Below are 25,739 nucleotides of genomic sequence, written 5' to 3'. Positions count from 1 at the left end.
CCAAAACAGTCGTAACGCCTGAATTTACGATGTTATTTCATACGATTGTTATTTTCTTTCAGCTGAGGGCGCGGGTATACCACGCGCCTCATCGGTGAACCGCCTCGGGTGGCGTTCCCTATGAGACGTTGCTTTCGGTCTCCGAATCTAAGGGGAGCGTCACGCTGACGATCAGTCCGATACCCTGCGCGCCCGGCGACAGCGTCACCGTGCCATGGCTGGCCGCCACGATTTCCTTCACGATGGCCAGCCCCAGACCCGTGCCGGGCTGACCCGGCGGCGCGTTACGGTAGAAACGTTCGAATACGCGCTGACGTGCCTCGGCCTGGATGCCGGGTCCATCGTCGATGACGCGCAGGCGGGCGGTGCTGTCCGGACAGTCGATCGCGACGGTCACACGTCCACCCTCGTGGATATAGCGGATCGCATTGTCGACAAGATTCATGACCATCGCATGAAACAGCTCGCCATTACCCGATACCCACACGTGCGCATCCAACGTCTCCAGCCCGAGATCGATGTTGCGTCGCTGCGCCAGCCCGACCAGTTCTTCCAGCACCCCGGCGGCCACCGTCACCAGATCCACCCGCGAACGTGAGAACGCCGGCGTGTCCGCCGCCTCGGCCTGCGAGAGCAGTAACAGCTTGTTCGTCAGATCGGCGAGGCCGCGACTGCTCGTCTGCATGGCGGCCAGCACATCGGCCAACGCGGCGCGGTCGTCGAGCTGCGCGGCGAACTGCAACTGCGTGTCGAGCAGCGTGAGCGGCGTACGCAACTGGTGGGCAGCATCGGCGACAAAGCGACGCTGTTGTTGCGCCTGTGCCGAGAGCCGCTGAATACACAGGTTGATGGCGTCGACGATGGGTCTCAGTTCTGTTTGCAGTTGTCCGGCGCGAATCGGCACCAGTTCCTGCGGTGAGCGTCCGGCCACTTCGTCCTTGAGCCGGATGAGCGGATGCAACTCGACCGTCAATCCGATGAGTACCAGCACGGCGGCTAAAGCGGCCATGGCGATCTGTCTGTGCAGCGAAGGCTTCCACAACTGCGCGAGCATCTCGTCACGTGCATGCATCGTCTCAGCGACCACGATGGCCACGCGATGCGGCTGGCCGGAGTCGTACATCGTACGCACGAAGTTGATCGCGCGCAGCGGCTCGCCGTTCACTGTGACGTTCGAATAAGTGGGCACTGTCTGCGGAAACAGAGGTGGATGCGGAAAGTCGGGCGGTCCGGCGAGCAGCTTTCCGTCTTCGGTGATCACCTGATAGAACACCCGGTCGCGCGCGGGCGACGCGAATAACTCCAGTGCTGAAGGCGGGACCGTTGCACGCAGCGCCCCGTCCACCCAAGTCAGCTCGCCCGCAATGACCTGCGCCGAGGTGAGCAATGCCCGGTCCTGCACGAGTTCGGCGGTGTCGTGTGCGCTGCGATAAGCCTGCCAGCCAGTCGCCACGATGTAGAGCGAGAGCGGCAGCATCAGCCACATCAGCAGCCGGACGCGCAGACTAAGCATCTTTCTCGCGCAGCAGATAGCCGAGACCGCGCAGGGTCATGATGGCCGCCCGGCTCGTTTCGAGCTTCTTGCGAAGCCGGTGGATGTAGATCTCGATGGCGTCGGCGCTGGGTTCGTCGTCCAGTCCGAACACGCCATCGACCAGCGCGCTCTTCGCCACGGTCTTGCCCTGCTTGCGCATAAGGATTTCGAGCACGGCGTGCTCGCGCGACGGCAACGCAAGCGGTGCACCGGCAATCGTGAATTGCCGCGTGCCTGCGTGATAGCTCAGATCGGCGCACACGAGATCGGCGCTTTGCTCGGGGGCGTGGCGACGCGCCAGCGCCTTCACGCGAGCGATCAGTTCGCGCACTTCGAACGGCTTGACGAGATAGTCGTCGGCCCCGGCCCCAAGGCAATCGACCTTTTCGTCGACTGAGCCGCTGGCCGTCAGGATGATGACGGGTACGTTGTTGCGCCGCTCGCGCAGCCGCCGCAAGACGTGCTTGCCGCCGAGCTTGGGCAGCATCAGATCGAGCAGCACCACGTCGTACGTTTCCGTTTGCAGCAGACGGTCGGCGGCGTCGCCATCGCGTGCGGCGTCGACAGTGAAGTTGTCGTCGCGCAGCATGCGGGCGAGCCAGTGGGCCAGAGTCTCGTTATCTTCGATCAGCAGCAGTTTCATGACGGCGAATGCAGAATGCGACGGCGAGTGTGCCCGTGGAACGTGGGCGCGCCAACAGCGGGTAAACACCCATGAGCATTGGGCGAAAACCTGCAGGGGGCGAAAGCTTGATGAAAGCTTCGGTTTTCTACAATTTGCTCCAAGGCAGAGGATACGCATCAGAGGACCGCTGCCCGGGCCCAGTGACAGAGATATCACGACGGGCCGGCCGGCACCGCAATCGGTTCGGGCCATTATCCCTAAAAACGATGGAGACACCACAATGCGAGCAAGCCTTGGCGTGCGTGCGCCGAAAGCCTTCGTGAAACCCGTTCTGGCCGCCGTTTTCGGCGTGTCGCTGGCGCTGAGCGCCGCACCGGGTTTCGCTGCCGATAGCGGCAAGATCACGATCATGGTCGGCGGCATCACGAAGATGATCTACCTCCCGGCCAAGCTTGCCGAGCAGCTTGGTTATTTCAAGGACGAAGGGCTGAACGTCGAGCTGCTGTCGCAGCCGGCCGGTGTCGACGCCGAAAACGAATTGCTTGCCGGCGCCGTGCAGGCCGTGGTCGGCTTCTACGATCACTCGATCGACTTGCAGAGCAAGGGCAAGGAGATCCAGTCGATTGTCGTGTTCGGGCAGGTGCCGGGCGAAGTGGAACTGGTCAACGCCAAGAGCAAAGACACCATCAAGAGCATGGCCGACGTGAAGGGTAAAACCCTCGGCGTGACCGGCCTGGGTTCGTCGACGAACTTCCTTACGCAGTATCTGGCCGCCAAGCACGGTCTGACGTCGGCGCAGTACTCGGTGCTGCCGGTGGGCGCGGACAACACGTTCATCGCGGCCATCAAGCAAAACCGCATCGACGCCGGCATGACCACCGAGCCGACCGCGTCGCAACTGATCAAGACCGGCGACGCGGCCGTGCTCGTCGACATGCGCACGATGGAAGGCACCGTCGCTGCGCTGGGCGGCGCTTACCCGGCATCGAGCCTGTACGTGCAGCGCGCGTGGCTCGACAAGCACAAGCCGGAAGCTCAGAAGCTCGCCCGCGCCTTCGTGAAGACGCTCAAGTTCATCAACACGCACTCGGCGGCCGAGATCACCGAGAAGATGCCGAAGGACTACTACGGCAACAACAAGGCGCTGTACGTGCAGGCCTTGCAGAATTCGCTGCCGATGTACTCGCCGGACGGCCGCATGCCGAAGGACGGTCCGGAGACCGTGCTGAAGGTGCTCTCCGCGTTCAACCCGAACGTCAAGGGCAAGCACATCGATCTGTCGAAGACGTACACCAACGAGTTCGTCGATCAGGCCAAGTAAGCCGGTTTGAAACGACTCGCTGCACCGACTTGCATCGGTTGACCCTGTAGTACCGGCGCGCGGTCCCCACGACGCGCAGCCCTTACCCGTAAAACGCCAGGCCGCCCGCACCCGACCCATGTCCGGTGTGCGGACCGGTTCAGCCCTAGCAAACGCAATATCAGTGCTTAACACCGTTCCGACGTCATTCAGGAGCCGGGCATGACCCAGACCATTACCCCCACGGCACCGGCGCGCGCGGCAAGCGCCGTGTCACGCGACACGCCCGCCATCGAGTTCGACAATGTGTCGTGCCGCTTCATCTCGCCGGACGGCAAAGCCACCATCGCGCTGCGCAACTTCAGCATGTCGGTGGCGCGTGGCGAATTCGTCGCCATCGTCGGCCCGACCGGCTGCGGCAAGTCGACCACGCTGTCGATGATTACCGGCCTGCTGCGTCCGACCGCTGGCAGCGTGCGCGTGATGGGTCAGCCGGTCAACGGCATCGATCCGCGCATCGGCTTCGTCTTCCAGAACGACGCGGTTTTCCCGTGGCGCAGCGTGCGCGATAACGTGGCCGCCGGGCCGCTGTTTCGCGGTCAGTCGAAGGAAGCTGCTTATGCGCTGGCTGACGAATGGATCAAGCGCGTCGGGCTCGACAAGTTTGGTGGTCACTATCCGCACCAGCTCTCGGGCGGGATGCGCAAGCGTGTGGCGCTCGCGCAGACGTTCATCAACAACCCCGAAATCCTGTTGATGGACGAACCGTTCTCCGCGCTCGACATGCAAACGCGCACGCTCATGCAGGACGAGCTACTGCAACTGTGGTCGTCGACGTCGGGCTCGGTGGTGTTCGTCACGCACGATCTCGAAGAAGCGATTGCGCTGGCCGACCGGGTGTTCGTGCTCACGGCGCGCCCGGCGACGTTGAAGAACACGTACACGATCGATCTGCCGCGTCCGCGCGTGATGTCCGAGATCCGCTACGAACAGCGCTTCATCGACATCTCGCGCGAGATCTGGGCGGATCTGCGTGAAGAAGTGAAGATCGGTTAAGTGGCACGGACCGCACGGAGGATATGAACATGAGTGAACAAGTTATGCAGGCGGCGATGCCCGCCGGACTCGGCGACGCCGATCTGGCACGCGAAGAAGCTATCGCGCAACGCCGTATCAAACAACGTCGCGCGCTGGTGGTGTTTCTGCGCGTGGCGATTCTGGTGGTCGGGCTGGGCGGCTGGGAAGTGGCGGCGCGCATCGGCTGGATCGATCCGTTCTTCTTCTCGCAGCCGACGCTGATCGTTCAGCAGATTTACGACTGGTGCGTGGAAGGTACGTCGCAAGGGCCGCTGTGGACGCAGGTACTCGTCACGCTCGAAGAGACCGTGCTGGGCTTTCTGATCGGCGGTGTGGCGGGTGTGATCTGCGGCATCGTGCTCGGTCGCAACAAGCTGCTCTCGGATGTGTTCAGTCTCTACATCCAGATCGCCAACTCGATTCCGCGTGTGGTGCTCGGCTCGATCTTCGTGATCGCGTTCGGACTGGGGATGGCGTCGAAGGTGGCGCTCGCCGTGGTGATGGTGTTCTTCGTCGTGTTCGCGAACGCTTTCCAGGGCGTACGTGAGGCCGACCGCTACATGATTGCGAATGCACAGATTCTCGGTGCGTCGCGCCGTCAGGTGACGATGTCGGTGGTGATTCCGTCGGCGCTGTCGTGGATTCTCGCGAGCTTGCACGTGAGCTTCGGCTTCGCCCTCGTGGGTGCGGTCGTCGGCGAATTCCTCGGGTCGAAGCAAGGCATCGGTCTGCTGATCTCGACTGCACAGGGTGCATTTAACGCCAGCGGTGTGTTCGCCGCGATGATCGTGCTGGCCGTGGTTGCGCTGGGCGCGGACTGGTTGCTGACGTCGCTGGAGAAACGGCTGTTGAAGTGGCGTCCGGCGGCGTTCTCTAACGAGTAATCTTCTCGTCCGACTCAAAAACAAAGCGGCGTCACTTTTGCAAGTGACGCCGCTTTTCCTTTGGAGACGCTGACGACAGCCGGGCGTCAGATCTTCAGCTTGGTGACCTTCGTGCCTTCGATGTTCAGGTTGGCCATAAGACCGGCGTTGGTCATCACGATCACTTCCACCGGCGAGGTCGCGGTGTTCAGGTCGACTGCACCGTTCGCGCCGATCTTCACGACGGCGACCGAGGCGTCGGCACCGGCCGTCCAGCCGTCCGTGCGCTGGAATTTGTCGAGGGCGTCCTGCGTCATGAACAGGAAGATGACGGCCTTCGATTGCGCACCGATCTGAAGACCGAACGACGCCGTCACCGTGTTGTAGTAACCCTGCGTCTTGCCGCCTACGCGCAGCGCGCCTTCGCCGTATTCGCCACCGACCACGAAGCCCGCTTGCAGCACCGACGGGAAGACGAGCACACCGCGCGCCTTGTTCACCAGTTCGCGCGAGCCCTTCACCGAGGCGTACATCTTGTCGAGCGCGCCATTCACCGAGGCGTCGATCGTCTGACGCTTGCTGGCGTTCGCAGCGGGCGAACTGTCGCTCTTATCGGATTGCGATGGCGTGGTTGTCGTGCAGCCTGCAAGCGCAAAGGCGGCAGCGGCGACAGCGACGGAAGTTTTCATCAGGAATTCGCGTTTTTGCATTTTTCTCCCTCCGGAAAGCGTGTGCCGTGCGCAAAGCGTAGCGGCGTGGATGTGGATTAAACGTCAGGCCGATGGGGACGCACCTTTCGGCACGGGGCCCCGCAGCATTGAAGCGGGTGATGAGGACGATCGTTTGGCATCCGACGGATGCCGATGGTGACAGTTGACCGGCCAGAGAGCGTAGCGTGATGTCCGTTTCGCGGCGTGTTTTGCGGTGTCGCGAGGGCGGAAATCAATGCATCGGCGTGACGTCGATTATGCGGTCTCTGTCGGTATTGTCAAGAAAATCACGCGATAAGTTCCGCTAACGTGTTGCCATCTTTCGCTAACTTGTAGGCGTCCGCCTACGTACACTCGCGCATGTATTGCTCTTTGAGCGCTTTGCGCGGGTTTGTGCGTGTAGGAATGTCGACGCGATTGCCTGCGGGCGAATCGACGCGTTGATCGCGGGTGTACACCGGCTTGTCCGGTGTATTGGCGATCTTGTCGGCGAGCGACTTGCAGTAGTCGCGTTTGGTCGGCGCGGCAGCGGCGGAAGATGCCTCCTGTGCCGCGGCCTGATTGCGGGCGGCTTGCGAGCACTGCTCCGGCGGTAGCGCGCGGCCGACGCTATCGAAGCATACCGGCGTTTGCGCAAAGGCAAAGCCGCTCGCGCCGAGCAACAGGGATGCGGCAGTGATCTTCAGCAGGCGGTGGAACGATTGGGCGGACGACGGTGCGCCGTCAAACTCGGCAGTGCCAACGATTGTCGACGCACGGTGTGTGGCAGGGGAAGCGGCGCTCAGGAACATCGGGGACAGCGTGGCGGTGCGGCGTGGCATCGACATTCTCCTCAATGAATCCCGCTTGGGCAGCGGGTGCGCCTATTCTGGCACCGCCCCGGCCGGGTTGTCGATAGCCGCGACGCCCGGTCGCACTGTCGGCACCGACGGAGTGCTTGGCACTGCGGGCACGTCCGTGCGCAACTCCAGCCGATAACCCACGCCGTAGATCGAGCGCACGATCTCTTCGTCCGGCCGGATCGCCTGCAACTTGCGACGCAGATTCTTGATATGGCTGTCCACCGTGCGGTCGGCGACCACGCGGTGATCGTCGTACATCCGGTCGAGCAGATGCGCGCGCGGGAACGTCTTGTCGGGATGGCTCGCGAGTGTGGCGAGCAGTCGCAGCTCGACCGGCGTGAGCGGCAGTTCGTGCCCGTCGAGCTTCGCGTGATGACGCACCGCGTCAATCACGAGCGCGGGCATCGGCGGGGCGGCGGGCGTGGGCATTGCGGTGCCGGTGCTGGCCATCGCGCCGCCACGCACGCGTCTCAGGATCGCCTTGACGCGCGCGACCACTTCACGCGGACTGAACGGCTTGCAGATGTAGTCGTCGGCACCGAGTTCGAGTCCGAGCAGGCGATCGGTTTCCGCCGCGCGTGCGGTCAGCATCACGATAGGCACTTCGGAAATCTCGCGCACGGCGCGGCAGACTTCGAGGCCATCCATGCCCGGCAGCATCAGATCGAGAAGCACCAGACGCGGCTGCGTCACGCGTACAGCTGGCAGCACGTCGCGTCCGTCCGTCAGGATGCGACACGGCATGCCCGCCACGCGCAGATACTCGGCGAGCAGCGCGGCGAGTTTCGGTTCGTCTTCGACGATCAGAATCGGCGCGGCGTCCGAGAGCGCCATGCCGACGGGCGTCGAGACGACTGCCGAATGCGCTGGCGGCGTGGGCGTGAGGGAGGAAAGGTTTGATGCGCTTTGCAGGGATGTCGACGAGTGCGTGTGCATAAAGGGCAGGCTCAACTCAGGGTCGTCAGGGCTTGGGTGCCAAAACAGCTGGCGGCCGCGCTCAACGCGCAGGCCGTCGATGTCGAAGCGCCGGTGGCGGCCGGGTTCTGACGCGGCAGGGTGATCGCCAGCGCCAGACCGCCCAGCGGCGAGTGTCGCGCGGCGATCTGACCGCCGTGCGCTTCGACAATATGTTTGCAAAGCGCGAGTCCGAGGCCCGCACCGCCGCTGCGCCGACTGCGCGACGCTTCCACCCGGAACAGACGCTCGAACAGGCGGGGCAGGGCGTCGTCCGGCACGCCGGGCGCGGAGTCTTCGATCTCCAGACGCAATTGTGTCTCGGTCGCCGACAGATAGACGCGCACTGCGCCGCCGCCGTCGGTATAGCGCAACGAATTCTCAAACAGGTTGCCGATGAGTTGCGTCAGACGGTGCAGGTCGCCGTCGACCGTGAGCGTGTCGTCCGGGAGGTGGACGTTCAGCGCAATGCCCTTGGCTTCGAACCAGTCGCCGAAGGCGGCGACCGATGTCGCGACGCGCTCGGTCATGTCCACCTGCGCGAACTCGTAGGTCAGCGCGCCCACATCGGAGAGCGACAGTTCGTACAGGTCGTCGATCAGCTTGGAGAGCAGGGAGATCTCGACACGCAGCGAGGCGAGCGCGTCCTGCGTGAGCGGGCGCACCCCGTCTTCCATCGCTTCGATTTCGCCGCGCAGGATCGACAGCGGCGTGCGCAGTTCATGGGAGATGTCGGCGAGCAGGTTGCGGCGCAGGCGGTCGTTCTGGGCCAGCGTGTCGGCCAGACGGTTCAGATCGACGGCGAGCCGCGCGAGTTCATCCGCCCCGGCGGTGGGCGCACGCACGCTGTAGTCGCCCATCGCCATGCGGTGCGTGGCTTCGAGCAGCGGTGTGACGGGCACGAGCAGACGTTGGGCGAGCCGCAGCGCGACAGCGCCGAGCAGGGCGACGCCGAGGATCGCCAGATACATCAGGTTGTCGCCGCGCAACCAGCTGTGCCCGCCCATAGCGGCACGCACGACGGCCGTCGTGGCCGCCATGGTGACCAGACCCGTCGCGAAGATCGCGAGGAACAGCTTGCGGGTGATGCCTGAGTTCATGCGCTTGGGTGTTCTGACGAAGTTAGCGGCTGAAGCTGACTGCTGCCTTATTGGCGACCGTGTCGACCGCGTGACGACCGGGCAAGCGAGTGCGGCCCTCCCGTGGTCGGCGCGCCATTCTCTCAGCTTCGGGACGCCGCGCGTCGTGCCTCCACAAATTTTCCTCTATTTGTGCGCAGTGGCTGCACGCGCGGTTCTTACTATCCATCACGAAGCTGGCCGCCGTGCTGCCTTCGTCTGGCGGGGGCCGTGCCGCTGCCCAACCGTTCACCACTTTCGAAAGACATCCGGATACGGCATCCGGGACCGGCGCGGGGGCGCCTCACCATGTCGAAACTGTCGATGCTACCGAGCGCGGCAACGCGCGTTCTGACCCGTACGCTGGCCTGGCTGGCGATGATCGCGAGCGCAAGTGTCGCGCTCAGCGGTTGTGTGGGGCCGCAGGTCACGGCAACGCCGATGGCGGTCATGCCGATGCCGCGCGTCGCGAACGTCCAGACCGGCGGTTCCATCTACCAGTCCACCACCGCGACGAACTGGTTCGAAACGCCGGTGGCGCACCGCATTGGCGACCTGCTGACGATTGCCGTCTCGGAGAACTCTACGGGCAACAGCAAATCGCAGAGCGACACGTCGCGCAACGCCAGCATGACGGCCAAGAGCGCCAAGGCGGACGGCGCCGATTCGGTGCTGGAGCGCTGGTTCAACATCGGCCAGCAGGCGAGCAGCTTCAAGGGCAACGGCACGAATACGTCGAGTTCCGCGATGACCGGCACGATCGCGGTGGCGATCGTGGAGGTGCTGCCCAATGGCGCTTACGTGGTCGGCGGAGAAAAGCAGGTCATGCAGGGACGCAATATGGAAACGTTCCGCTTCACCGGCGTGGTCAACAAGTTCGATATCTCGCCCGCCAATGTGGTGGCGTCGAGCAAGGTCGGGCAGGCCAAGGTGGCGCGCGTGGACGACGGCCAGGTCGCCGATGGCAGCAACGGCGGCTGGTTGCAGACGATTCTCCTTGGCGTTTCACCGTTCTGATGAAGCGCCTCGCGAGGGTGCTGGCGCTGGCGGCGACGGCCAGCGCGACGCTTAACGGTTGTCTTTTCACCACGCCCGCGCCGATCCTCGCGGCGCAGGTCGCGGCGAGCGTCGTATCGACGGGGGTGGTGCTCTCGGACCAGTTGCCATCCGTCTCGCCGCCCACGCAACCGGCGGCCCCCGAGCTGCTTTCGCGCAACATGTGCATCGAACTGGCCCCGGACGGCATTTCCGATTTGCTGCCTGCGATTCAGGGGCGTTTGCGGGCCTACGGGATCATCAGCACGATCTACAGTCCGGGCACCTGGCCGACGGGCTGCGTCGTGCTCAACTACACCGTGCGCCGTGCATGGCGTAATTCCTTGTGGGGCAACTCACCGAGCGAGTACCTCGCCTACGCGACGCTGACGCTGAGTCAGGACGGCTCAGTGATCAATACGGTGTATTTCGACGGACGGTCGTCGACGGTGGAATCGTGGTCGGCGTCGAATTCACGGATGGCGCAACTGGTGGACCGGCTGGTGGTGTTTTGAGTCGAGAGGGAGGGCGGGTAGAGCGGGGGGCGTCCAACGGGGGAGGCAAACGGCAGATTGGTGCGCCCGACTGGAATCGAACCAGTGACCCTCGGCTTCGGAGGCCGATACTCTATCCCCTGAGCTACGGGCGCTGTGCTGACCACCGGGGGAGAAGGCGCGAACGCGCGTACCGGCAGGCAAAGAGGTAGAAGCATAGCGGTTTTGCCGCGTGACGTCCATGCCCCGTGCATTCTCTCGCCTCACAATGCGGCGATTCTCTGTCGGACGCCCATCCCGCGCGGATTTGACGTGTATGCAACACGCCCACACTTTGCGCACGAACTACGCGGAACACCGCTTTTGCTTTCGCGTAAGTTAGGGAAAATACGGGACTTTTGCGGCGTCTGCGCACTGCCTTGGCACGTCATCGGCTGAGGGTTTGTTGCTACAATGGTTCGTTATTTTGACTGGATGGTGCCCGCGGCCGATGCGAACTATCCAGTGTGATGCACTCGGTTTCCACAAAAACTATTGAGAGATCCCGCATGAGTGAAGCACATAACGAGCACGAGTCCCTGATTAAAACACCCAAGCAGCTCATCGCCGCAGTCATTGCCGGTTTTCTCGTCCCGATCGTCATCATCGTTTTGCTGGTCAATTACGTGGGCAACAACGCCCTGACCGGCGCCGGTAGTTCCGCCATGACGGAAAAAGCCATTGCCGAGCGCATTGCGCCCGTGGCGCACGTCGAGGTCAAAGACGCTAACGCTCCGCGCGTCTATCAAACCGGCGAACAACTCTATAAGGCCGTTTGCGCGGCCTGCCACGCATCCGGTGTGGCAGGTGCGCCGAAAGTCGGTTCGTCCGAAGACTGGGCCCCGCGCATCAAGCCCGGTTACGACGACATGCTCAAGATCGCGTTGGCCGGTAAAGGTGGCATGCCCGCGCGCGGGGGTACCAACCCCGACGACGTGACGGATTACGAAATCGGCCGCGCTATCGTCTATATGGCGAACGCGTCGGGCGGCAAGTTGCAGGAGCCTGCCGAGCCGGCGGCACCTGCATCGGGTGCCGCTGCAGCGTCGGGGGCTGCGGCGCCGGCCGCCGCTTCGGGCGCCGACGCAGGTTCGGCCGCAGCGGCCGCCGCCGCGATGGCGTCGCTCAAGACGGCCGCCCCGGCCGCCGCCAGCGCAGGCAGCAACCTCGACGCAGGCAAGAAGCTCTATGACACCGTGTGTATGGCGTGCCATGCCGCCGGGGTGATGAACGCACCGAAGTTCGGCGACAAGGCCGCATGGGCACCGCGTATCGCGACCGGCATCGAGACGCTGCACAACGCCGCGCTCAAGGGCCTGAACGCCATGCCGCCGAAGGGCGGGGCAGCCAACGCGTCGGACGACGACGTCAAGGCTGCCGTCGACTATATGGTGAGCGCGGCGAAGTAAGCGCTTCGCGGCTGCGCACGTCACAACGAAAAATCCCCGCTTCGGCGGGGATTTTTGCTTCTATGTTCGCGTGAAGCCGGTGTTTCACCCGCCGCGTTACACGCGGATAATCATCTGCGGGTCAAAGGCCGGATTTTCGACACGTCCCTCGAAGCAGTAACCGCGCGGATTGCACAACACCCGCGTGTGCCCGACGCGATAGTCGAACGAATCGTGCGTATGGCCGTGGATCCACAGTGCGGCGTCGGATTGCTCGATGAGCGAGGTGAGATCCGAAATGAATGCCGGATTGACGAGGGAGCCCGCAAAGCGCGGGTGAATGCTCTGTGGTGTCGGCGCGTGATGCGTGACGGCCACCGTCGGGCCATCGTGCGGCGCGGCGAAGGTGCGCGCGAGCCAGGCCACGTTCTCGCGACACAGCGCTGCACAGTCGTCCGGCGAAAAGAAGGGCAGATCGGACCACGGCGCGGCGGGATCGCCAACGCGAATGCGCGTGAAGTCGCGCACGAACTTCAGCGACTCTTCGACGGCCGCGTCGTGTTTGCCCTCGGCGTCGTAAAGCGCGAAGTCCGTCCACAACGTTGTGCCGACGAAACGCACACCGCCGATGACGACCGCGCCGCGTTCGAGCAGATGCACGTTGGTGCCAGTCGTCAGCCGTCGCAATTCGGCCAGCGTGCCGGCGAGCGTCGCGCCGTAAAACTCGTGATTACCGGGAACGTAGATGACGGGGCGCGGCAATTGCGTCGCCCATTCGATGGCTTGCGCCGGGCGGCTGATGTCACCGGCGAGGATGGTGACGTCGGCCTCGACGTCGGGGATGGCCAACGGCGCCACGGACAAATGCAGGTCGGACAGAATATGCAGTCTCACGCACCACGCTCCACAAAAACTGGGGATCGGCGCCGCACACGCGCGACCGCGACGCACGTCAAACCGCACGTCAAACATACGGCATGCCTGACAAAGCGCCTGACGAAGATGCGGAGGGTGTGGGCATTGGATCGAAATCGACGCAACTTGCGTATCGTTTCGCCCGTTTTTTACCGACTATCACCCGGCCCGCGCCGATGGTCAAGATGTCTTTGTCTTCGAAAGGATGCGCTCCTATAGTGAAACTTCACCTGACGAGAGGAGGCGTGCCTATGCGAAAAGTGATGGTTGCAGTCCTGCTTTGTATGACCGGTCTGGCGGGTGTGGTCGTGGCAACGAGCCCGGCTGCCGCATGTGACCAAACGTCTTCAGGTAGTGGCAAGTAGTAGCGGTAAGCATCGCGTTCCCGGCGTGCCTGCCGCCGCCGACAGCCTCGGTAAGGACGTCGTCGTATGTCGCCGTAATTCGCCATCCGGCCCGCAGTCTGGCCGTGTCCTGGTCCAGCCCCCGCTCGCGGGGGCTATTCGCTTGTGGAGGACGGGCGACGCTTGAGCGCTAAGCGCCCGAGGCAGACGGCGTCTTGTTCGCGCCACCAGCGAGCATCGCCTTGAGGCTGGCGAGCCGGTCCTTGGGCGACATGGGTGCGTCTTCGGGCGGTGGGGGCGGCGCTTCGTCCAGTTGCATTTCGGGCACAAAACGCGAGACTTCGCAGGTGTACGTCTCACGGGCGCGCTTGCGCTTCTTGCACCACGACAGTTGCAGCGTGCGCTGCGCCCGCGTGATGCCGACGTACATCAACCGGCGCTCCTCTTCGATCTTCTCGGCGGTGACTTCCTCGTCTTCGCGAATGTGCGGCAGGATGCCTTCTTCCACGCCGACGAGAAACACGTGCGGATACTCCAGCCCCTTCGACGCGTGCAGCGTCGACAGACGCACGGCGTCCGGATCGTCGCCATCGCGGCCTTCGAGCATCGACATCAGCGCGATGGTCTGCGTGAGTTCCATGAGGCTCTTGGCGTCGTCATCCTGATCTTCCAGCGAATCGAGACCTTCGGCGGTCGCCGACGTCTCGCTGCGCGTGCCCTTGCGCTTCATCCATTCGAGGAATTCGAGCACGGTGGTCCAGCGCGATTGCGCCTGACGCTCGTCGAACGTGTCGTACAGATACGCCTCGTAGTGAATGCCTTCCATGAGGTCGTCGATGACCTCGTTGGCCGGATCGCGGGCGGCCCGCGCTGCGATGCGCTGAATGAAATCGCAGAACGCGCGCAGCGGATCGAGCTGACGCGGTTGCAGGCGCGCTTCGACCGCGCCCATATAGACTGCTTCGAACAGCGACACCTTCGCCTGACCCGCAAAGCTGCCCAGCACTTCGAGCGTGGTGCTGCCCACGCCCCGGCGCGGTGTCGTCACGGCGCGGATGAACGCGGGATCGTCGTCGGGATTCGCGAGCAGTCGCAGATATGCGCAGAGATCCTTGATTTCCGCTTTATCGAAAAACGACTGACCACCCGAGAGCACATACGGAATGCGCTCGCGGCGCAGCACCTGCTCGAAGATGCGCGCCTGATGGTTGCCGCGATAAAGGATGGCGTAGTCGCGAAATTCCGCGCGTCGCTCGAACTTGTGCGCGGATAGGCGGAAGACGACCGACTCGGCTTCGTGCTCCTCGTCGTTCATCGCGGTGACGGTGATGGGATCGCCGAGACCGTGCTCACTCCAGAGCTTCTTCTCGAAGATTTTCGGATTTTTCGCGATGACGTTGTTCGCCGCCGTCAGGATACGCGACGTCGAGCGGTAATTCTGTTCGAGCTTGATGACCTTGAGCGTCGGGAAGTCGACTTGCAGCTGCTTCAGGTTTTCCAGCGTCGCGCCGCGCCAGCCGTAGATTGCCTGATCGTCGTCGCCCACGGCGGTGAACGCCGCGCGCGGACCGGCGAGCAGCTTGAGCAGCAGGTACTGACACGTGTTGGTGTCCTGATACTCGTCGATGAGCAGATAGCGCAGCTTGTTCTGCCAGCGCTCGCGCACTTCTTCGTCGCGCTCGAAGAGTTCGGCGGGCAGGCGGATCAGATCGTCGAAGTCGACCGCCTGATAGGCCTGCAACGTCGCCATGTAATTGCGATAGACGACAGCCGCCTGATGCTCGTCGGCCGTCTCGGCGGCGGCGAGCGCCACTTCCGGTGTGACGAGGCCGTTCTTCCACAGGGAGATGGCGGTTTGCACGCCGCGAATCATCGCCTTGTCGGTCGTGCCGAGCTGTTCCTGAATCAGGCCGAAGCAGTCGTCGGCGTCGAGAATCGAGAACTGCGGTTTGAGGCCGACGTTTTCCGCTTCGCGCCGCAGGATCTGCACGCCCAGCGAGTGAAACGTGCAGATGGTGAGCTGATTGACGGGCACCTTGCGTCCGACCTTGCCCGGCGTGGTGAGCGTCTTGCCTTCGAGCTGCTTCGCCACCCGCTCGCGCATTTCGGCGGCCGCCTTGTTCGTGAAGGTCACGGCGGCGATGTGCTTGGGCTCGAACCCCTTGGCTTCGATGAGCCATGCGATCTTCTGCGTGATGACGCGCGTCTTGCCGCTGCCCGCGCCAGCCAGCACGAGGCATGGGCCGTCGAAATAGTGCGTGGCTTCGTTCTGGGCAGGATTGAGCGGAAAGGACGACATGGTGTGAAGCGATGGGGACGAAGATTGAAAGCGCTGGCCGCGTGCGACATGCCTGATGGAGGTTCCGCGATTCGGTCGAAACGTCGGTCAAAACGGGCATGCGCCGGGTGGTGGGCAAGTCTATCACGCAGGATGCACGCCGCCGTGACATCGAGGGGTTGTCCCTAACGACGCGCGTGTGAAGGCCCGCGCAGGGCTGAGCGTGGGGGCCCGACTGTGGGGCCGGCGCGACGCGTGACCGCTGGCAGAAGGTGTCGCGCTGGCGTCGACGCCGACCGGGTGCCTATAATGAAAAACGTTGCCATCGTGGTGAGGTCGCCGTGCAATGTCCAACCTGTGGGACGAACAATGCGACGCGTGCACTGCACTGTGTGAAGTGCGGCGCAACACTCGCGGATGCCGAACCCGGATTCCTCCCGGATGACGGGCTGAGCGTGGCTGCCGTCGGGGCGATGCCCGAGATGCGCTCGCCTGCGGTGTCTGCCGAACCCGACGCCGCTGCGTCCGACATTCCTCCCTCTCTAAAGCCCACGCGTCGGGAACGTCGTGCGCGTGGCGAAGAGCCCGGCTGGCTCAACAGCGCGCTCGTCATCGGCACGGCGATATTCGCCGCCATCGCATTGCTCGGCATCTGGTGGAACCTGCGCGCGCCGTTTGTCGATCCGGTGCCGAAGCCGCCCGGCGGAATCGCCGTCACCCCTTTCAATTCCGGTAACGACGCGCCGCTGGCGTCGAGCCCCGTGGCTGGCGCGGCGAGCGAGGCGTCGGCTGCCCTGGCGCGTGCACAGGCGCTCGCTGCGGTGGATGCGGCGGCGTCCGGCGCGGCGGCCGAAATCGCAGCGACCACGGCCGGAGGAGGTACGCCATTGACCGCATCGGCGGCCACGGCGGCGCTGACGGCGGCTGCGACGTCGCCATCGACGTCGCCATCGACGGTGACCTCGAATAGTGCTCCGGATCCGATGATGCAATTGCTCAGCCGAAGGGCGGCAGGGGCTGGGCCCAGTGCGCCGCCCCGGACGGCGGCCAACTCCGATCTGCCAGCCCATTACGACAACGACGACATCGGCGCGATTGCCGCCGCGCAGCAAGCGCAAGGGCAGTCCGAGGTGGCCTCGGCTGCGGTGGCGTCTGCACCCACGGCGCAAACGGCGGCGGCGACGATTGCCGCAGCGCTCGCGCAATGTGACCGCTATCGCTGGTTCGAAGTGATTCCGAAGCAGCGCTGCATCTGGGCGGTGTGCAGTGGACGATGGGGACGGGATGGGTGTCCGGCGGGTACGAATCCGGGCGAATCGCGCTAAATCGACACTGAGCCGACATTGAATCGGCATTGAAATTGCGCCGAGCGCGTACGGCACGTCGAGCCGTTTTTGGCCCAAATTGACAGTCCCCGGCTTTCCCCGTAAAGTGCGCGAGCGTGGTCGGGAGAGCGCGCCGGGAAGCACATGCCGGCGCCGCCGAAGGGGTAATACCCACAAACTCTCAGGCATCAAGGACCGGCCGCGCCGAAGGCATCGCCTTCGATCTCTGGAGAGCGGTTGCGGCGTGCATGGCACGCGGGCAACCCACCGAAGGGGCCGGTCATCGAATGAACCGGGCAATCTCTCAGGTACCAAGGACAGAGGGGTCATCTCGCCAACTGGCATTGCGCCGGGCTAGTGCACAGGCACGCGCCCCGCGCGACAAGTGCCGGTCGTCGAGATGACCCCTTTTTGCATTTTCGGACGGCGAAATCGGCGAATGACACACGCGCCAGACGTCGTCCGGAATTCATGAACCTTGGAGCCTTACGGACAGACGCCCCGATGACCGAACTCAAACGTACTCCGCTCAACGAGACGCACCGCGCAGCCGGTGCCCGCATGGTCGATTTCGGCGGCTGGGACATGCCGGTGAACTACGGCTCCCAAATCGAAGAGCACAACGCCGTGCGTACCGACGCAGGCATGTTCGACGTCTCGCACATGTGCGTGGTCGACCTGCACGGCCCGAGCTGCCGCGAATTCCTGCGCTTCGCCGTCGCCAACAACGTCGACAAGCTTCAATCCCCGGGTAAGGCGCTCTACACCTGCATGCTCAATCCGAGCGGCGGCGTGATCGACGACCTCATCATCTATTTCATCGCCGAAGACTGGTTCCGCATCGTCGTGAACGCCGGTACTGCCGACAAGGATCTCGCGTGGATCGGTCAGCTCAACGCCCACGGCGATTACAGCCTGACGATCACCCCGCGTCGCGATCTGTCGATCGTGGCCGTGCAGGGTCCGAACGCGCGCGCCAAGGTGTGGCAGGCCGTGCCGGGCAGCCAGGCAGTCAGCGAAACCCTCAAGCCGTTCAACGCCGCGTTCGCCAAAGACACCGCCTTCGGCGAGCTGATGATCGCGCGCACCGGCTACACGGGTGAAGACGGCTTCGAAGTCGTCGTGAACTCGGATCACGTGGCGGCGCTGTGGAAGGCGCTGGTCGCCGCTGGCGTGCGCCCGGCCGGTCTTGGCGCGCGCGACACGCTGCGTCTGGAAGCGGGCATGAACCTCTACGGTCAGGACATGGACGACGACGTGTCGCCGCTCGACGCCGGTCTGGGCTGGACCGTCGAGAAGGAAAGCGACCGCACGTTCGTCGGCAAGGACTCGCTGATCTCGCGTGGCCAGACGTGGCGCTTCGCCGGTCTCGTGCTCGACGGCAAGGGCGGCGTGCTGCGCGCCCATCAGGTCGTGGTGACGGACGCGGGCGACGGTGAAATCACCAGCGGCACGTTCAGCCCGAGCCTCGAGCAATCGATCGCTTTTGCCCGCCTGCCGAAGGGCGTGCCGGACGGTGCCATCGTCCATGTGCAAATTCGTGACAAGCAATTGCCCGCACGTGTGGTCAAATTACCGTTCGTGCGTCACGGCAAGGCCGTGGTGGCCTGAGCAAGACTCCATTACGGCACGGCGACACGAAGTACCGAAAACCGAATACCCCAAACACTGAATCCCGGAGCGTCAACATGGCGAACATCCCCGATAACCTGAAGTACACCGAATCCGACGAATGGGCGCGTCTCGAAGCCGACGGCACCGTGACGGTCGGCATTACCGACTTCGCACAGGAATCCCTGGGCGACATCGTGTTCGTCGAGCTGCCGGATGTCGGCCGCACGGTGGCCGCTGACGAAGCCTCGACCGTGATCGAGTCGGTCAAGGCGGCTGCGGACGTCCACTCGCCGGTCAGCGGCGAGATCCTCGAAGTGAACGAAGAAGTGCCGGGCTCGCCCGACCTGATCAACGGCGACGCCTACGGCAACTGGCTGTTCCGCGTGAAGCCGTCGAACGTAGCTGAGCTGGACAAGCTGCTCGACGCTGGCGCCTACGCCAAGAAGATCGGCGCGTAATCTGCGACCGGTCTGACGACCGAGTCCGGTCGGTGGACGGCGCTGCGTGGCCTCGGCTCGCGCGGCGCTGTTCGCAAACCGTCTCTGCGTCGACGTGAATTACGCAATACCTCCTACGCCGTCACTTGCCGTGATCGAACGAGAGATTTGACCCATGAATGCTTTGACCGACCTGCAGGCCGCGCGCCGCTCGCTTGCCGAGCTTGAGCAGCGCGACAACTTCTCCGCGCGCCATATCGGCCCGGATACTCCCGAACAACAGGCCATGCTCTCCGAGCTTGGCTACGCCTCGCGCGCCGCGCTGATCGACGCCGTCGTGCCCGACTCGATCCGCCGCGACAGCGCGCGCTTCGCCACGTCGCTCGGCCAGTTCGCCGCACCGCAGACCGAAGCGCAGGCGCTGGCGCAACTGCGCGCGCTGGCCGACCAGAATCAGGTCTTCAAGTCGTTCATCGGTCAGGGCTACTTCAATACGCTCACGCCGGGCGTGATTCTGCGCAACGTGCTGGAAAACCCCGCCTGGTACACGGCCTACACGCCGTACCAGCCGGAAATCTCGCAGGGCCGCCTCGAAGCGCTGCTCAACTACCAGCAGATGATCATCGACATGACGGGGCTGGCGATTGCCAACGCGTCGATGCTCGACGAAGCGACCGCCGCCGCCGAGGCGATGACGCTGGTCAAGCGTACGGGCAAGTCGAAGTCGAACACGTTCTTCGTGGCCGACGACGTGCTGCCGCAAACCATCGAAGTCGTGCAGACGCGCGCCAAGCCGCTGGGCATCGAAGTGCAGGTCGGCCCGGTGGCCGCCGCCACCGAAATCGATGCTTTCGGCGTGCTGGTGCAATACCCGGGTGTGGGCGGCGACGTGCGCGACTACCGTGCGCTGGCCGACGCGATCCACGCCAAGGGCGGCATGCTGATTGCAGCGGCCGACCTGCTCTCGCTCACGCTGCTCACGCCGCCGGGCGAGTGGGGTGCTGACGTCGCTGTCGGTAACAGCCAGCGTTTCGGCGTGCCGATGGGCTTCGGCGGCCCGCACGCCGCCTATCTGGCGACGCGCGACGAACTCAAGCGCTCGATGCCGGGCCGTCTGGTCGGCGTGTCGGTCGATTCGCAGGGCAAGCCTGCATTGCGTCTGGCGCTGCAAACGCGCGAGCAGCACATCCGTCGCGAGAAGGCGACGTCGAACATCTGTACCGCACAAGCGCTGCTCGCCATCATGGCCAGCATGTACGCCGCGTATCACGGCCCGCAGGGCCTGCGTGTGATCGCTGAGCGCGTGCACCGTCTGACGGCCACGCTGGCCGCCGGTCTCGCAACGCTGGGCGCGGCTCCGCGTAACGCGACGTTCTTCGACACGCTGACGGTGCCCGTCGCCGGTCGTGCGGACACCGTCCACACGGTGGCTGCGGCCCGCCGCTTCAACCTGCGTCGCGAAGACGCCGACACCGTGGGCATCTCGCTCGACGAGACCAGCACGCGCGCCGATGTGATCGCGCTGTGGGAAGTCGTCGCGGAAGGTCTGGGCAAGAGCGCAGTGTCGCTGGACTTCGACGCCATCGAAGCCACCGTCGCCAACGGTTTCCCGGCGTCGCTCTCGCGTCAGAGCGCGTACCTCACGCACCCGGTGTTCAATCGCTATCACTCCGAGCACGAAATGCTGCGTTACCTGCGCAGCCTGTCGGACAAGGATCTCGCGCTCGATCGCACGATGATCCCGCTGGGCTCGTGCACGATGAAGCTCAACGCAACGTCTGAAATGCTGCCGGTGACGTGGCCGGAGTTCGGTCAGATTCACCCGTTCGCACCGACCGAGCAGACCGTCGGCTACCGCACGATGATCGACCAGCTGGAGCAGATGCTCGTCGCCGCGACCGGCTACGCTGCCGTCTCGCTGCAACCGAACGCCGGTTCGCAAGGCGAGTACGCGGGCCTGCTGATCATTCAGGCCTATCACGCGTCGCGCGGTGAAGCGCATCGCGACATCTGCCTGATTCCGGCGTCGGCCCACGGCACGAACCCGGCATCGGCGCAGATGGCCGGTATGCAGGTCGTGGTCGTCGCATGCGATGCGAACGGCAACGTCGATCTGGCCGATCTGCAAGCGAAGGCCGAGCAGCATCGCGACCGTCTGGCCGCGATCATGATGACGTATCCGTCCACGCACGGCGTGTTCGAAGCGGGTGCGCGTCAGATTTGCGAAATCGTGCACGCCAATGGCGGCCAGGTGTATGTCGACGGCGCGAACATGAACGCGATGGTCGGCCTGTGCGCACCGGGCGAATTTGGCGGCGACGTCTCGCACCTGAACCTGCACAAGACGTTCTGCATTCCGCACGGCGGTGGCGGCCCGGGCGTCGGTCCGGTGGCGGTGGGCGCGCATCTGGCGCAGTTTCTGCCGAACCAGCGCTCCACGGGCTATTCGCGCGATGCCGATGGCATCGGTGCGGTGTCGGCGGCACCCTACGGTTCGGCGTCGATTCTGCCGATCTCGTGGATGTACGTTGCCATGATGGGCGCACAAGGCCTGACGGCTGCGACCGAGACGGCCATCCTCAACGCCAACTACCTTGCCAAGAAGCTCGCGCCGCACTACCCGGTGCTGTACACGGGCCCGGGCGGTCTGGTGGCTCACGAGTGCATTCTGGATCTGCGTCCCCTCAAGGACACCAGCGGCATTAGCGTCGATGACGTGGCCAAGCGCCTGATGGACTTCGGCTTCCACGCCCCGACGATGAGCTTCCCGGTGCCGGGCACGCTGATGGTCGAGCCGACCGAGTCGGAATCGAAGCACGAACTGGATCGTTTCATCGAGGCGATGGTGACGATTCGCGAGGAAATTCGTGCGGTGGAAGAAGGCCGTGCCGATCGCGAAGACAACCCGCTCAAGCACGCACCGCACACCGCCGATGTCGTGACCGCCGACGAATGGACGCACGCGTACGCGCGCAGCCAGGCGGCGTACCCGGTGAAGGCCCTGCGCGAGCGCAAGTACTGGCCGCCGGTCGGACGTGCCGATAACGTCTACGGCGACCGGAACCTGTTCTGCGCCTGCGTGCCGATGAGCGACTATGAGTAAAACGTCGCGATAATTCGACAAACGGGGGCCGGCAGAAACATTGCTGGCCCCTTTTTGTCTCTATAGATGTAACGCGGATGCGTCAGATTAGCGGTATCCGTCGAGTCACAACTTCGTTTCAGCACTTCAGGAAAGCCCCATGGCCGTTTCAGTTTTCGATTTGTTCAAGATCGGTATCGGACCGTCGAGTTCGCATACCGTCGGGCCAATGCGCGCGGCGCTGATGTTTGTTCAGGGTCTGGAGCGCGACGGCCTGCTGCCGCAAGTGGCGTCGGTGCGTGCCGAGTTGTACGGCTCGCTCGGCGCAACGGGCAAGGGTCACGGCACCGACAAGGGCGTGTTGCTCGGTTTCATGGGCGAAGCGCCCGACACGGTCGATCCGTCGACGATTGCCGCGCGTCTGGCCGCGATGCGCAAGGAAAAAGTGCTGTCGATTCTCGGCAAGCATGAGGTGCCGTTCGTCGAGAAGGAGCACATGGTGTTCTACCGTCGCGAGGCGATGGCGGAGCATCCGAATGGCATGAAATTCCATGCGTTCGACGGTTCGGGCAACAAGCTGCGCGAAGGGCGCTATCTGTCGGTCGGTGGCGGTTTCGTGGTGACGGCCGGTGCGTCGAACGCGCAGGTGCTCGCCGCGCATAACCAGTTGCCGTACCCGTTCCGAACGGGCAAGGAGTTGCTGGAGATGTGCCGCGCGAGCGGCAAGTCGATCGCTCAGCTGATGTGGGAGAACGAAAAGGTCTGGCATCACGGCGAGAACGCAGAAGAGGACATTCGTCGCGGCTTGCTCAACATCTGGAACGTAATGCAGTCGTGCGTGACGCGCGGATGCGGCATCGGTAACGACGAGGCCGACGGCGAGTTGCCGGGGCCGCTGCATGTGCGACGTCGTGCACCGGAACTGTATCGTCAGTTGACGCAACGTGCGGAGCGCACGCTGTCCGATCCGCTGTCGGTGATGGACTGGGTGAACCTCTACGCGATCGCCGTCAACGAAGAGAACGCGGCGGGCGGTCGTGTGGTCACGGCGCCGACCAATGGTGCTGCGGGCATCATCCCGTCGGTGCTGCATTACTACGACCGCTTCGTGCACGGCGCGAACGAACAGGGCGTGATCGACTTCCTGCTCACGGCCGGGGCCATCGGCATTCTGTACAAGCTCAACGCGTCGATTTCAGGCGCGGAAGTGGGCTGTCAGGGCGAAGTCGGCGTGGCGTGTTCGATGGCGGCCGGTGCACTGGCCGCCGTGCTGGGCGGGACGGTCGAGCAAGTCGAGAACGCGGCCGAGATCGGCATGGAGCACAACCTGGGCCTGACGTGCGACCCGGTCGGCGGCCTCGTGCAGATTCCGTGCATCGAGCGCAACGCGATGGCCTCCGTGAAAGCGGTGAATGCCGCCCGCATGGCGCTGCGCGGCGACGGTGCGCACTACGTGTCGCTCGACTCCGTCATCAAGACGATGCGCGAGACCGGTGCCGATATGAAGACGAAGTACAAGGAAACGGCGCGCGGTGGACTGGCGGTGAATATCGTCGAGTGCTGACGCGTTCTGCGTAGCAACATCAAAGCCGCACGGTTTTCGCCGTGCGGCTTTTTTCTTTTTGAGGCCCGCACTGTCGGTTTCGGGAGCGCGGTTCGCGAAGTTCGGACACCTCCCAGACCTCTTTCGGGCGCTTGCCTAGAGAATAGCGGGCTTGACGTCTTTACTGCCACGCACGATATCGCGTTGCGCGGCAGTGACGTGACTGAGAGAGAGGGCACGGACAATGCGAAAGAAGCAAACAGGCGCATTCCTGATTTCGGCCGCGATTGCGGTCGCCATCCTGGGCGTACTGATCTCGTTCTGGGGCGTGAATTACGCGCGTCAGATGCGAATCGAGAGAGCCGAACGTATCGGCGAGGCGCTCAAGATTATCGGCGACAGAGTGCAGAGTTTCGTCGTCGAGCATCATCATGAGATCGATGCGTTGTTACGCGATGGGAAGAAGCAGCTCAAAGCCGGTGGAATGACATTCCAACGAGAGACGGATGCGCTTGGCAACGAATATGTCGGCAAACTCACGGCCGCTACGCTGATCAAGGCGACGAACGCGACCGGCATCGGTGAGCGTCCGCCGGGGAATGTCGGGGACTACGTCATTCGGGTCTATCTCGGATGCGACGGCAAGGGAAACAACTGCAACGTCGAAACCCTGACGTACATCGAGAAGCCGATTCCAAAACCTTATGCGTCTGAGCCGGACATGGACGCGGCGGCGATTGCTGCGCGCAAGATCGGCATGTTAGGTGGCGTATCGCAGATGGGAGGGGGGCACGCGTTCCGATTTCTTGAGGCTAATGGACGCAACAGTACCGTTGAGAAGTTCGCGACGACGGGCGGCCTCGTGGCAATGCGAGGGGGTTACTCGACCGGTGCGGCGGACGCTTATCTTCGTCGCGACGGTTCGCGCGCAATGACTGGCGATCTGCAGATGGGCAAGCACGGCATCGTGGGCGCGGGAAAGATCGAGGGACAGTCCCTTGAGGTAACGAGTGCGACCGTGAAAGGCACGGTGAATATGGGCGGTGCCACGATAAGCGGCCCGCTGAATCTGACCGATCCGACCACCAAGAAGCGAAGCAATATCCTTGGGGCGGGAGACATTACGGGAGACGGAACGCTGACGATGAAGAGACTCGATGTCGCCAGTGCAAAGGTCGATGGTGCGCTGGGTGCGGAAAGCGTCGAGGTCTCAAAGGATCTGAAGGTCAGCGGCGATTTGCGAGCAGGCAAGGCAGTTGCGGACACGATCACGTCGAGGCAGGCCTTGAAGTCGGGATCAGGTGTGGTCGTGCTGGAACAGGAGTACCGCGTTGGTGGCGCTTGCAGTGGCGTCGGCGGCATCGACCGTTCTGCGTCCAACGGCATCGCGCTCGATGCCCGTGGGCGCGTGCTCTCATGTCAAAGCGGGTCCTGGCAATTGGCGAGTACGCCGAAAACCGTAACGGAAGTGCCGGATCCCATTATTCAGGTCATCCGAAAAAATGAGGCGATGTGGCTCTCCCTTTTTCGGCCGGCCCAGCATCAGGGGATGTCCCGTGTCTGGGGCGCGTTGGCCTGTGCGCTGGTCGACATGCCGCGCAGTAACATGACGTCCGCAACATTCCTTGCGGGCAGCGACCATGCGGGCAGTCCTGAGATTACGTTGATGTCCGACGGCTCGATATCGTTTTCCCGGACCGGAAATGGCGCCGCCGTTGCGTGCTTATCGCGATCGAAACATATAAAAGCGGAGGTGTACTCGATAATCAGTTCGAATGCATGGAATTACGTCAACATTCCACCGCGTGAACTGTACGCTAGCTATACCTCCGAGTTCCAGGACAAAGCCATCGCCATATTTGCGCGCCGTCAACAAGAGCACATCGTGATGGGCATCTGGAGCTACGAGTGGAAAAATTGCACCGGTAGCTATCGGGGCCGAATGAAAGGTGCGCTGGCATGCACAGTGATGGAGCGGAACTGGTGCTATTCGACATCCGGAGGTTCCAAACGGGCCTCTGTTGAGATGGATGCCGACGGAACGCCCATCGTCGACTTTGGCAATACGTATGGCGAGGTGACCTGTGCATTTCCCACGAAGGCAGACGCATTAGCCGCAGGTTTCTCCGTTTGCAGTCACGGCGGCAACAACTGTGCATCCACGTGGTGAGCGCAGTCGGGTTCCCCACGTCATGCCTCTCTGCGTCGAAGCGCGCGACTCG

Annotated in this window: 20 protein-coding genes, 1 tRNA gene and 2 riboswitches; of the genes, 12 read left to right on the top strand and 9 right to left on the bottom strand. The window is 63.6% G+C overall.

Annotation, left to right across the window (positions count from 1 at the left end):
- Positions 1–118: 118 nt before the first annotated feature.
- Positions 119–1,513, bottom strand: a complete 1,395-nt coding sequence (locus PCO31010_RS07030) for a sensor histidine kinase (protein ID WP_246184497.1) — start codon at positions 1,511–1,513, stop codon at positions 119–121.
- A complete protein-coding gene (locus PCO31010_RS07025; protein WP_046290162.1) occupies positions 1,506–2,177 on the bottom strand; it encodes a response regulator transcription factor in 672 nt (223 codons plus the stop codon). The genes PCO31010_RS07030 and PCO31010_RS07025 overlap by 8 nt, the downstream gene beginning before the upstream one ends.
- Positions 2,178–2,439: 262 nt before the next feature.
- Between PCO31010_RS07025 and PCO31010_RS07020 the strand changes: the two genes are divergently transcribed.
- From PCO31010_RS07020 to PCO31010_RS07010, 3 genes are all read left to right on the top strand, one after another.
- Positions 2,440–3,480 (top strand): ABC transporter substrate-binding protein, encoded by a 1,041-nt coding sequence (locus tag PCO31010_RS07020; protein WP_373275341.1) that lies wholly within the window; start codon positions 2,440–2,442, stop codon positions 3,478–3,480.
- 201 nt (positions 3,481–3,681) lie between these two features.
- Positions 3,682–4,515 carry an ABC transporter ATP-binding protein gene (locus tag PCO31010_RS07015; RefSeq protein ID WP_150663648.1) on the top strand — a complete coding sequence of 278 codons (834 nt, stop codon included), beginning with the start codon at positions 3,682–3,684 and terminating at the stop codon, positions 4,513–4,515.
- Between the two features lie 23 nt (positions 4,516–4,538).
- Entirely contained in the window at positions 4,539–5,420 is an 882-nt protein-coding gene (locus PCO31010_RS07010) for an ABC transporter permease (protein ID WP_052252378.1), read from the top strand.
- Between the two features lie 86 nt (positions 5,421–5,506).
- Here PCO31010_RS07010 and PCO31010_RS07005 read toward each other — a convergent pair whose 3' ends face one another.
- The 4 genes from PCO31010_RS07005 to PCO31010_RS06990 all read right to left on the bottom strand — a co-directional run bounded on the left by PCO31010_RS07005 (position 5,507) and on the right by PCO31010_RS06990 (position 9,005).
- The gene (locus tag PCO31010_RS07005; RefSeq protein ID WP_150663647.1) at positions 5,507–6,109 is read right to left on the bottom strand and encodes a BPSL1445 family SYLF domain-containing lipoprotein; all 603 of its coding nucleotides are present in this window, start codon (positions 6,107–6,109) and stop codon (positions 5,507–5,509) included.
- Between the two features lie 344 nt (positions 6,110–6,453).
- On the bottom strand, positions 6,454–6,930 hold the full coding sequence (locus PCO31010_RS07000) for a hypothetical protein (RefSeq protein ID WP_150663646.1): 477 nt from the start codon (positions 6,928–6,930) through the stop codon (positions 6,454–6,456).
- 42 nt (positions 6,931–6,972) lie between these two features.
- Positions 6,973–7,785, bottom strand: coding sequence for a response regulator (locus PCO31010_RS06995; protein ID WP_150664168.1), 813 nt, complete (start codon positions 7,783–7,785; stop codon positions 6,973–6,975).
- A 113-nt stretch (positions 7,786–7,898) separates the two neighbouring features.
- Positions 7,899–9,005, bottom strand: a complete 1,107-nt coding sequence (locus tag PCO31010_RS06990) for an ATP-binding protein (protein WP_150663645.1) — start codon at positions 9,003–9,005, stop codon at positions 7,899–7,901.
- A gap of 327 nt (positions 9,006–9,332) precedes the next feature.
- On the opposite strand from PCO31010_RS06990, the gene PCO31010_RS06985 reads away from it, so the two are divergent.
- Together PCO31010_RS06985 and PCO31010_RS06980 are read left to right on the top strand one after the other, a co-directional pair.
- Complete coding sequence (locus PCO31010_RS06985; protein WP_150663644.1) at positions 9,333–10,040, top strand: flagellar basal body L-ring protein FlgH; 708 nt, start codon at positions 9,333–9,335, stop codon at positions 10,038–10,040.
- A complete protein-coding gene (locus tag PCO31010_RS06980) occupies positions 10,040–10,573 on the top strand; it encodes a hypothetical protein (protein WP_150663643.1) in 534 nt (177 codons plus the stop codon). The genes PCO31010_RS06985 and PCO31010_RS06980 overlap by 1 nt, the downstream gene beginning before the upstream one ends.
- A 58-nt stretch (positions 10,574–10,631) precedes the next feature.
- Here PCO31010_RS06980 and PCO31010_RS06975 read toward each other — a convergent pair.
- Positions 10,632–10,707 (bottom strand) — tRNA-Arg (locus PCO31010_RS06975).
- A gap of 393 nt (positions 10,708–11,100) precedes the next feature.
- Between PCO31010_RS06975 and PCO31010_RS06970 the strand changes: the two genes are divergently transcribed.
- Positions 11,101–12,000 (top strand): c-type cytochrome, encoded by a 900-nt coding sequence (locus PCO31010_RS06970; protein WP_150663642.1) that lies wholly within the window; start codon positions 11,101–11,103, stop codon positions 11,998–12,000.
- Positions 12,001–12,096: 96 nt separating this feature from the next.
- Here PCO31010_RS06970 and PCO31010_RS06965 read toward each other — a convergent pair whose 3' ends face one another.
- Positions 12,097–12,873 (bottom strand): metallophosphoesterase, encoded by a 777-nt coding sequence (locus tag PCO31010_RS06965; RefSeq protein WP_150663641.1) that lies wholly within the window; start codon positions 12,871–12,873, stop codon positions 12,097–12,099.
- Between the two features lie 555 nt (positions 12,874–13,428).
- Positions 13,429–15,537, bottom strand: a complete 2,109-nt coding sequence (locus PCO31010_RS06960; RefSeq protein WP_150663640.1) for a UvrD-helicase domain-containing protein — start codon at positions 15,535–15,537, stop codon at positions 13,429–13,431.
- A gap of 320 nt (positions 15,538–15,857) precedes the next feature.
- On the opposite strand from PCO31010_RS06960, the gene PCO31010_RS06955 reads away from it, so the two are divergent.
- The 6 genes from PCO31010_RS06955 (at position 15,858) to PCO31010_RS06930 (ending at position 25,687) form a co-directional block, all read left to right on the top strand.
- A complete protein-coding gene (locus PCO31010_RS06955; protein WP_150663639.1) occupies positions 15,858–16,841 on the top strand; it encodes a zinc finger Ran-binding domain-containing protein in 984 nt (327 codons plus the stop codon).
- 111 nt (positions 16,842–16,952) lie between these two features.
- Positions 16,953–17,049, top strand: a riboswitch (glycine riboswitch).
- 8 nt (positions 17,050–17,057) lie between these two features.
- Positions 17,058–17,172, top strand: a riboswitch (glycine riboswitch).
- 173 nt (positions 17,173–17,345) lie between these two features.
- Entirely contained in the window at positions 17,346–18,452 is a 1,107-nt protein-coding gene (gene gcvT / locus PCO31010_RS06950; protein ID WP_150663638.1) for a glycine cleavage system aminomethyltransferase GcvT, read from the top strand.
- Between the two features lie 77 nt (positions 18,453–18,529).
- Complete coding sequence (gcvH, locus tag PCO31010_RS06945) at positions 18,530–18,913, top strand: glycine cleavage system protein GcvH (protein ID WP_039393944.1); 384 nt, start codon at positions 18,530–18,532, stop codon at positions 18,911–18,913.
- Positions 18,914–19,067: 154 nt separating this feature from the next.
- Complete coding sequence (gene gcvP, locus PCO31010_RS06940) at positions 19,068–21,995, top strand: aminomethyl-transferring glycine dehydrogenase (RefSeq protein WP_150663637.1); 2,928 nt, start codon at positions 19,068–19,070, stop codon at positions 21,993–21,995.
- A gap of 139 nt (positions 21,996–22,134) precedes the next feature.
- Positions 22,135–23,538 (top strand): L-serine ammonia-lyase, encoded by a 1,404-nt coding sequence (locus PCO31010_RS06935; protein WP_150663636.1) that lies wholly within the window; start codon positions 22,135–22,137, stop codon positions 23,536–23,538.
- 223 nt (positions 23,539–23,761) lie between these two features.
- On the top strand, positions 23,762–25,687 hold the full coding sequence (locus tag PCO31010_RS06930; RefSeq protein ID WP_150663635.1) for a hypothetical protein: 1,926 nt from the start codon (positions 23,762–23,764) through the stop codon (positions 25,685–25,687).
- The last annotated feature ends 52 nt before the right edge of the window (positions 25,688–25,739 follow it).

It is taken from the genome of Pandoraea commovens, from assembly GCF_902459615.1.
Classification (GTDB): domain Bacteria; phylum Pseudomonadota; class Gammaproteobacteria; order Burkholderiales; family Burkholderiaceae; genus Pandoraea; species Pandoraea commovens.
This window is presented reverse-complemented; position numbering and strand designations above follow the sequence as displayed.

Excerpts from the sequence above, each read along its gene's own strand:
- PCO31010_RS07030 (WP_246184497.1), bottom strand. The coding sequence starts at position 1,513 with ATGCTTAGTCTGCGCGTCCGGCTGCTGATGTGGCTGATGCTGCCGCTC.
- PCO31010_RS07025 (WP_046290162.1), bottom strand. The coding sequence starts at position 2,177 with ATGAAACTGCTGCTGATCGAAGATAACGAGACTCTGGCCCACTGGCTC.
- PCO31010_RS07020 (WP_373275341.1), top strand. The coding sequence starts at position 2,440 with ATGCGAGCAAGCCTTGGCGTGCGTGCGCCGAAAGCCTTCGTGAAACCC.
- PCO31010_RS07015 (WP_150663648.1), top strand. The coding sequence starts at position 3,682 with ATGACCCAGACCATTACCCCCACGGCACCGGCGCGCGCGGCAAGCGCC.
- PCO31010_RS07010 (WP_052252378.1), top strand. The coding sequence starts at position 4,539 with ATGAACATGAGTGAACAAGTTATGCAGGCGGCGATGCCCGCCGGACTC.
- PCO31010_RS07005 (WP_150663647.1), bottom strand. The coding sequence starts at position 6,109 with ATGCAAAAACGCGAATTCCTGATGAAAACTTCCGTCGCTGTCGCCGCT.
- PCO31010_RS07000 (WP_150663646.1), bottom strand. The coding sequence starts at position 6,930 with ATGCCACGCCGCACCGCCACGCTGTCCCCGATGTTCCTGAGCGCCGCT.
- PCO31010_RS06995 (WP_150664168.1), bottom strand. The coding sequence starts at position 7,785 with ATGGCGCTCTCGGACGCCGCGCCGATTCTGATCGTCGAAGACGAACCG.
- PCO31010_RS06990 (WP_150663645.1), bottom strand. The coding sequence starts at position 9,005 with ATGAACTCAGGCATCACCCGCAAGCTGTTCCTCGCGATCTTCGCGACG.
- PCO31010_RS06985 (WP_150663644.1), top strand. The coding sequence starts at position 9,333 with ATGTCGAAACTGTCGATGCTACCGAGCGCGGCAACGCGCGTTCTGACC.
- PCO31010_RS06980 (WP_150663643.1), top strand. The coding sequence starts at position 10,040 with ATGAAGCGCCTCGCGAGGGTGCTGGCGCTGGCGGCGACGGCCAGCGCG.
- PCO31010_RS06970 (WP_150663642.1), top strand. The coding sequence starts at position 11,101 with ATGAGTGAAGCACATAACGAGCACGAGTCCCTGATTAAAACACCCAAG.
- PCO31010_RS06960 (WP_150663640.1), bottom strand. The coding sequence starts at position 15,537 with ATGTCGTCCTTTCCGCTCAATCCTGCCCAGAACGAAGCCACGCACTAT.
- gcvT (WP_150663638.1), top strand. The coding sequence starts at position 17,346 with ATGACCGAACTCAAACGTACTCCGCTCAACGAGACGCACCGCGCAGCC.
- gcvH (WP_039393944.1), top strand. The coding sequence starts at position 18,530 with ATGGCGAACATCCCCGATAACCTGAAGTACACCGAATCCGACGAATGG.
- gcvP (WP_150663637.1), top strand. The coding sequence starts at position 19,068 with ATGAATGCTTTGACCGACCTGCAGGCCGCGCGCCGCTCGCTTGCCGAG.
- PCO31010_RS06935 (WP_150663636.1), top strand. The coding sequence starts at position 22,135 with ATGGCCGTTTCAGTTTTCGATTTGTTCAAGATCGGTATCGGACCGTCG.
- PCO31010_RS06930 (WP_150663635.1), top strand. The coding sequence starts at position 23,762 with ATGCGAAAGAAGCAAACAGGCGCATTCCTGATTTCGGCCGCGATTGCG.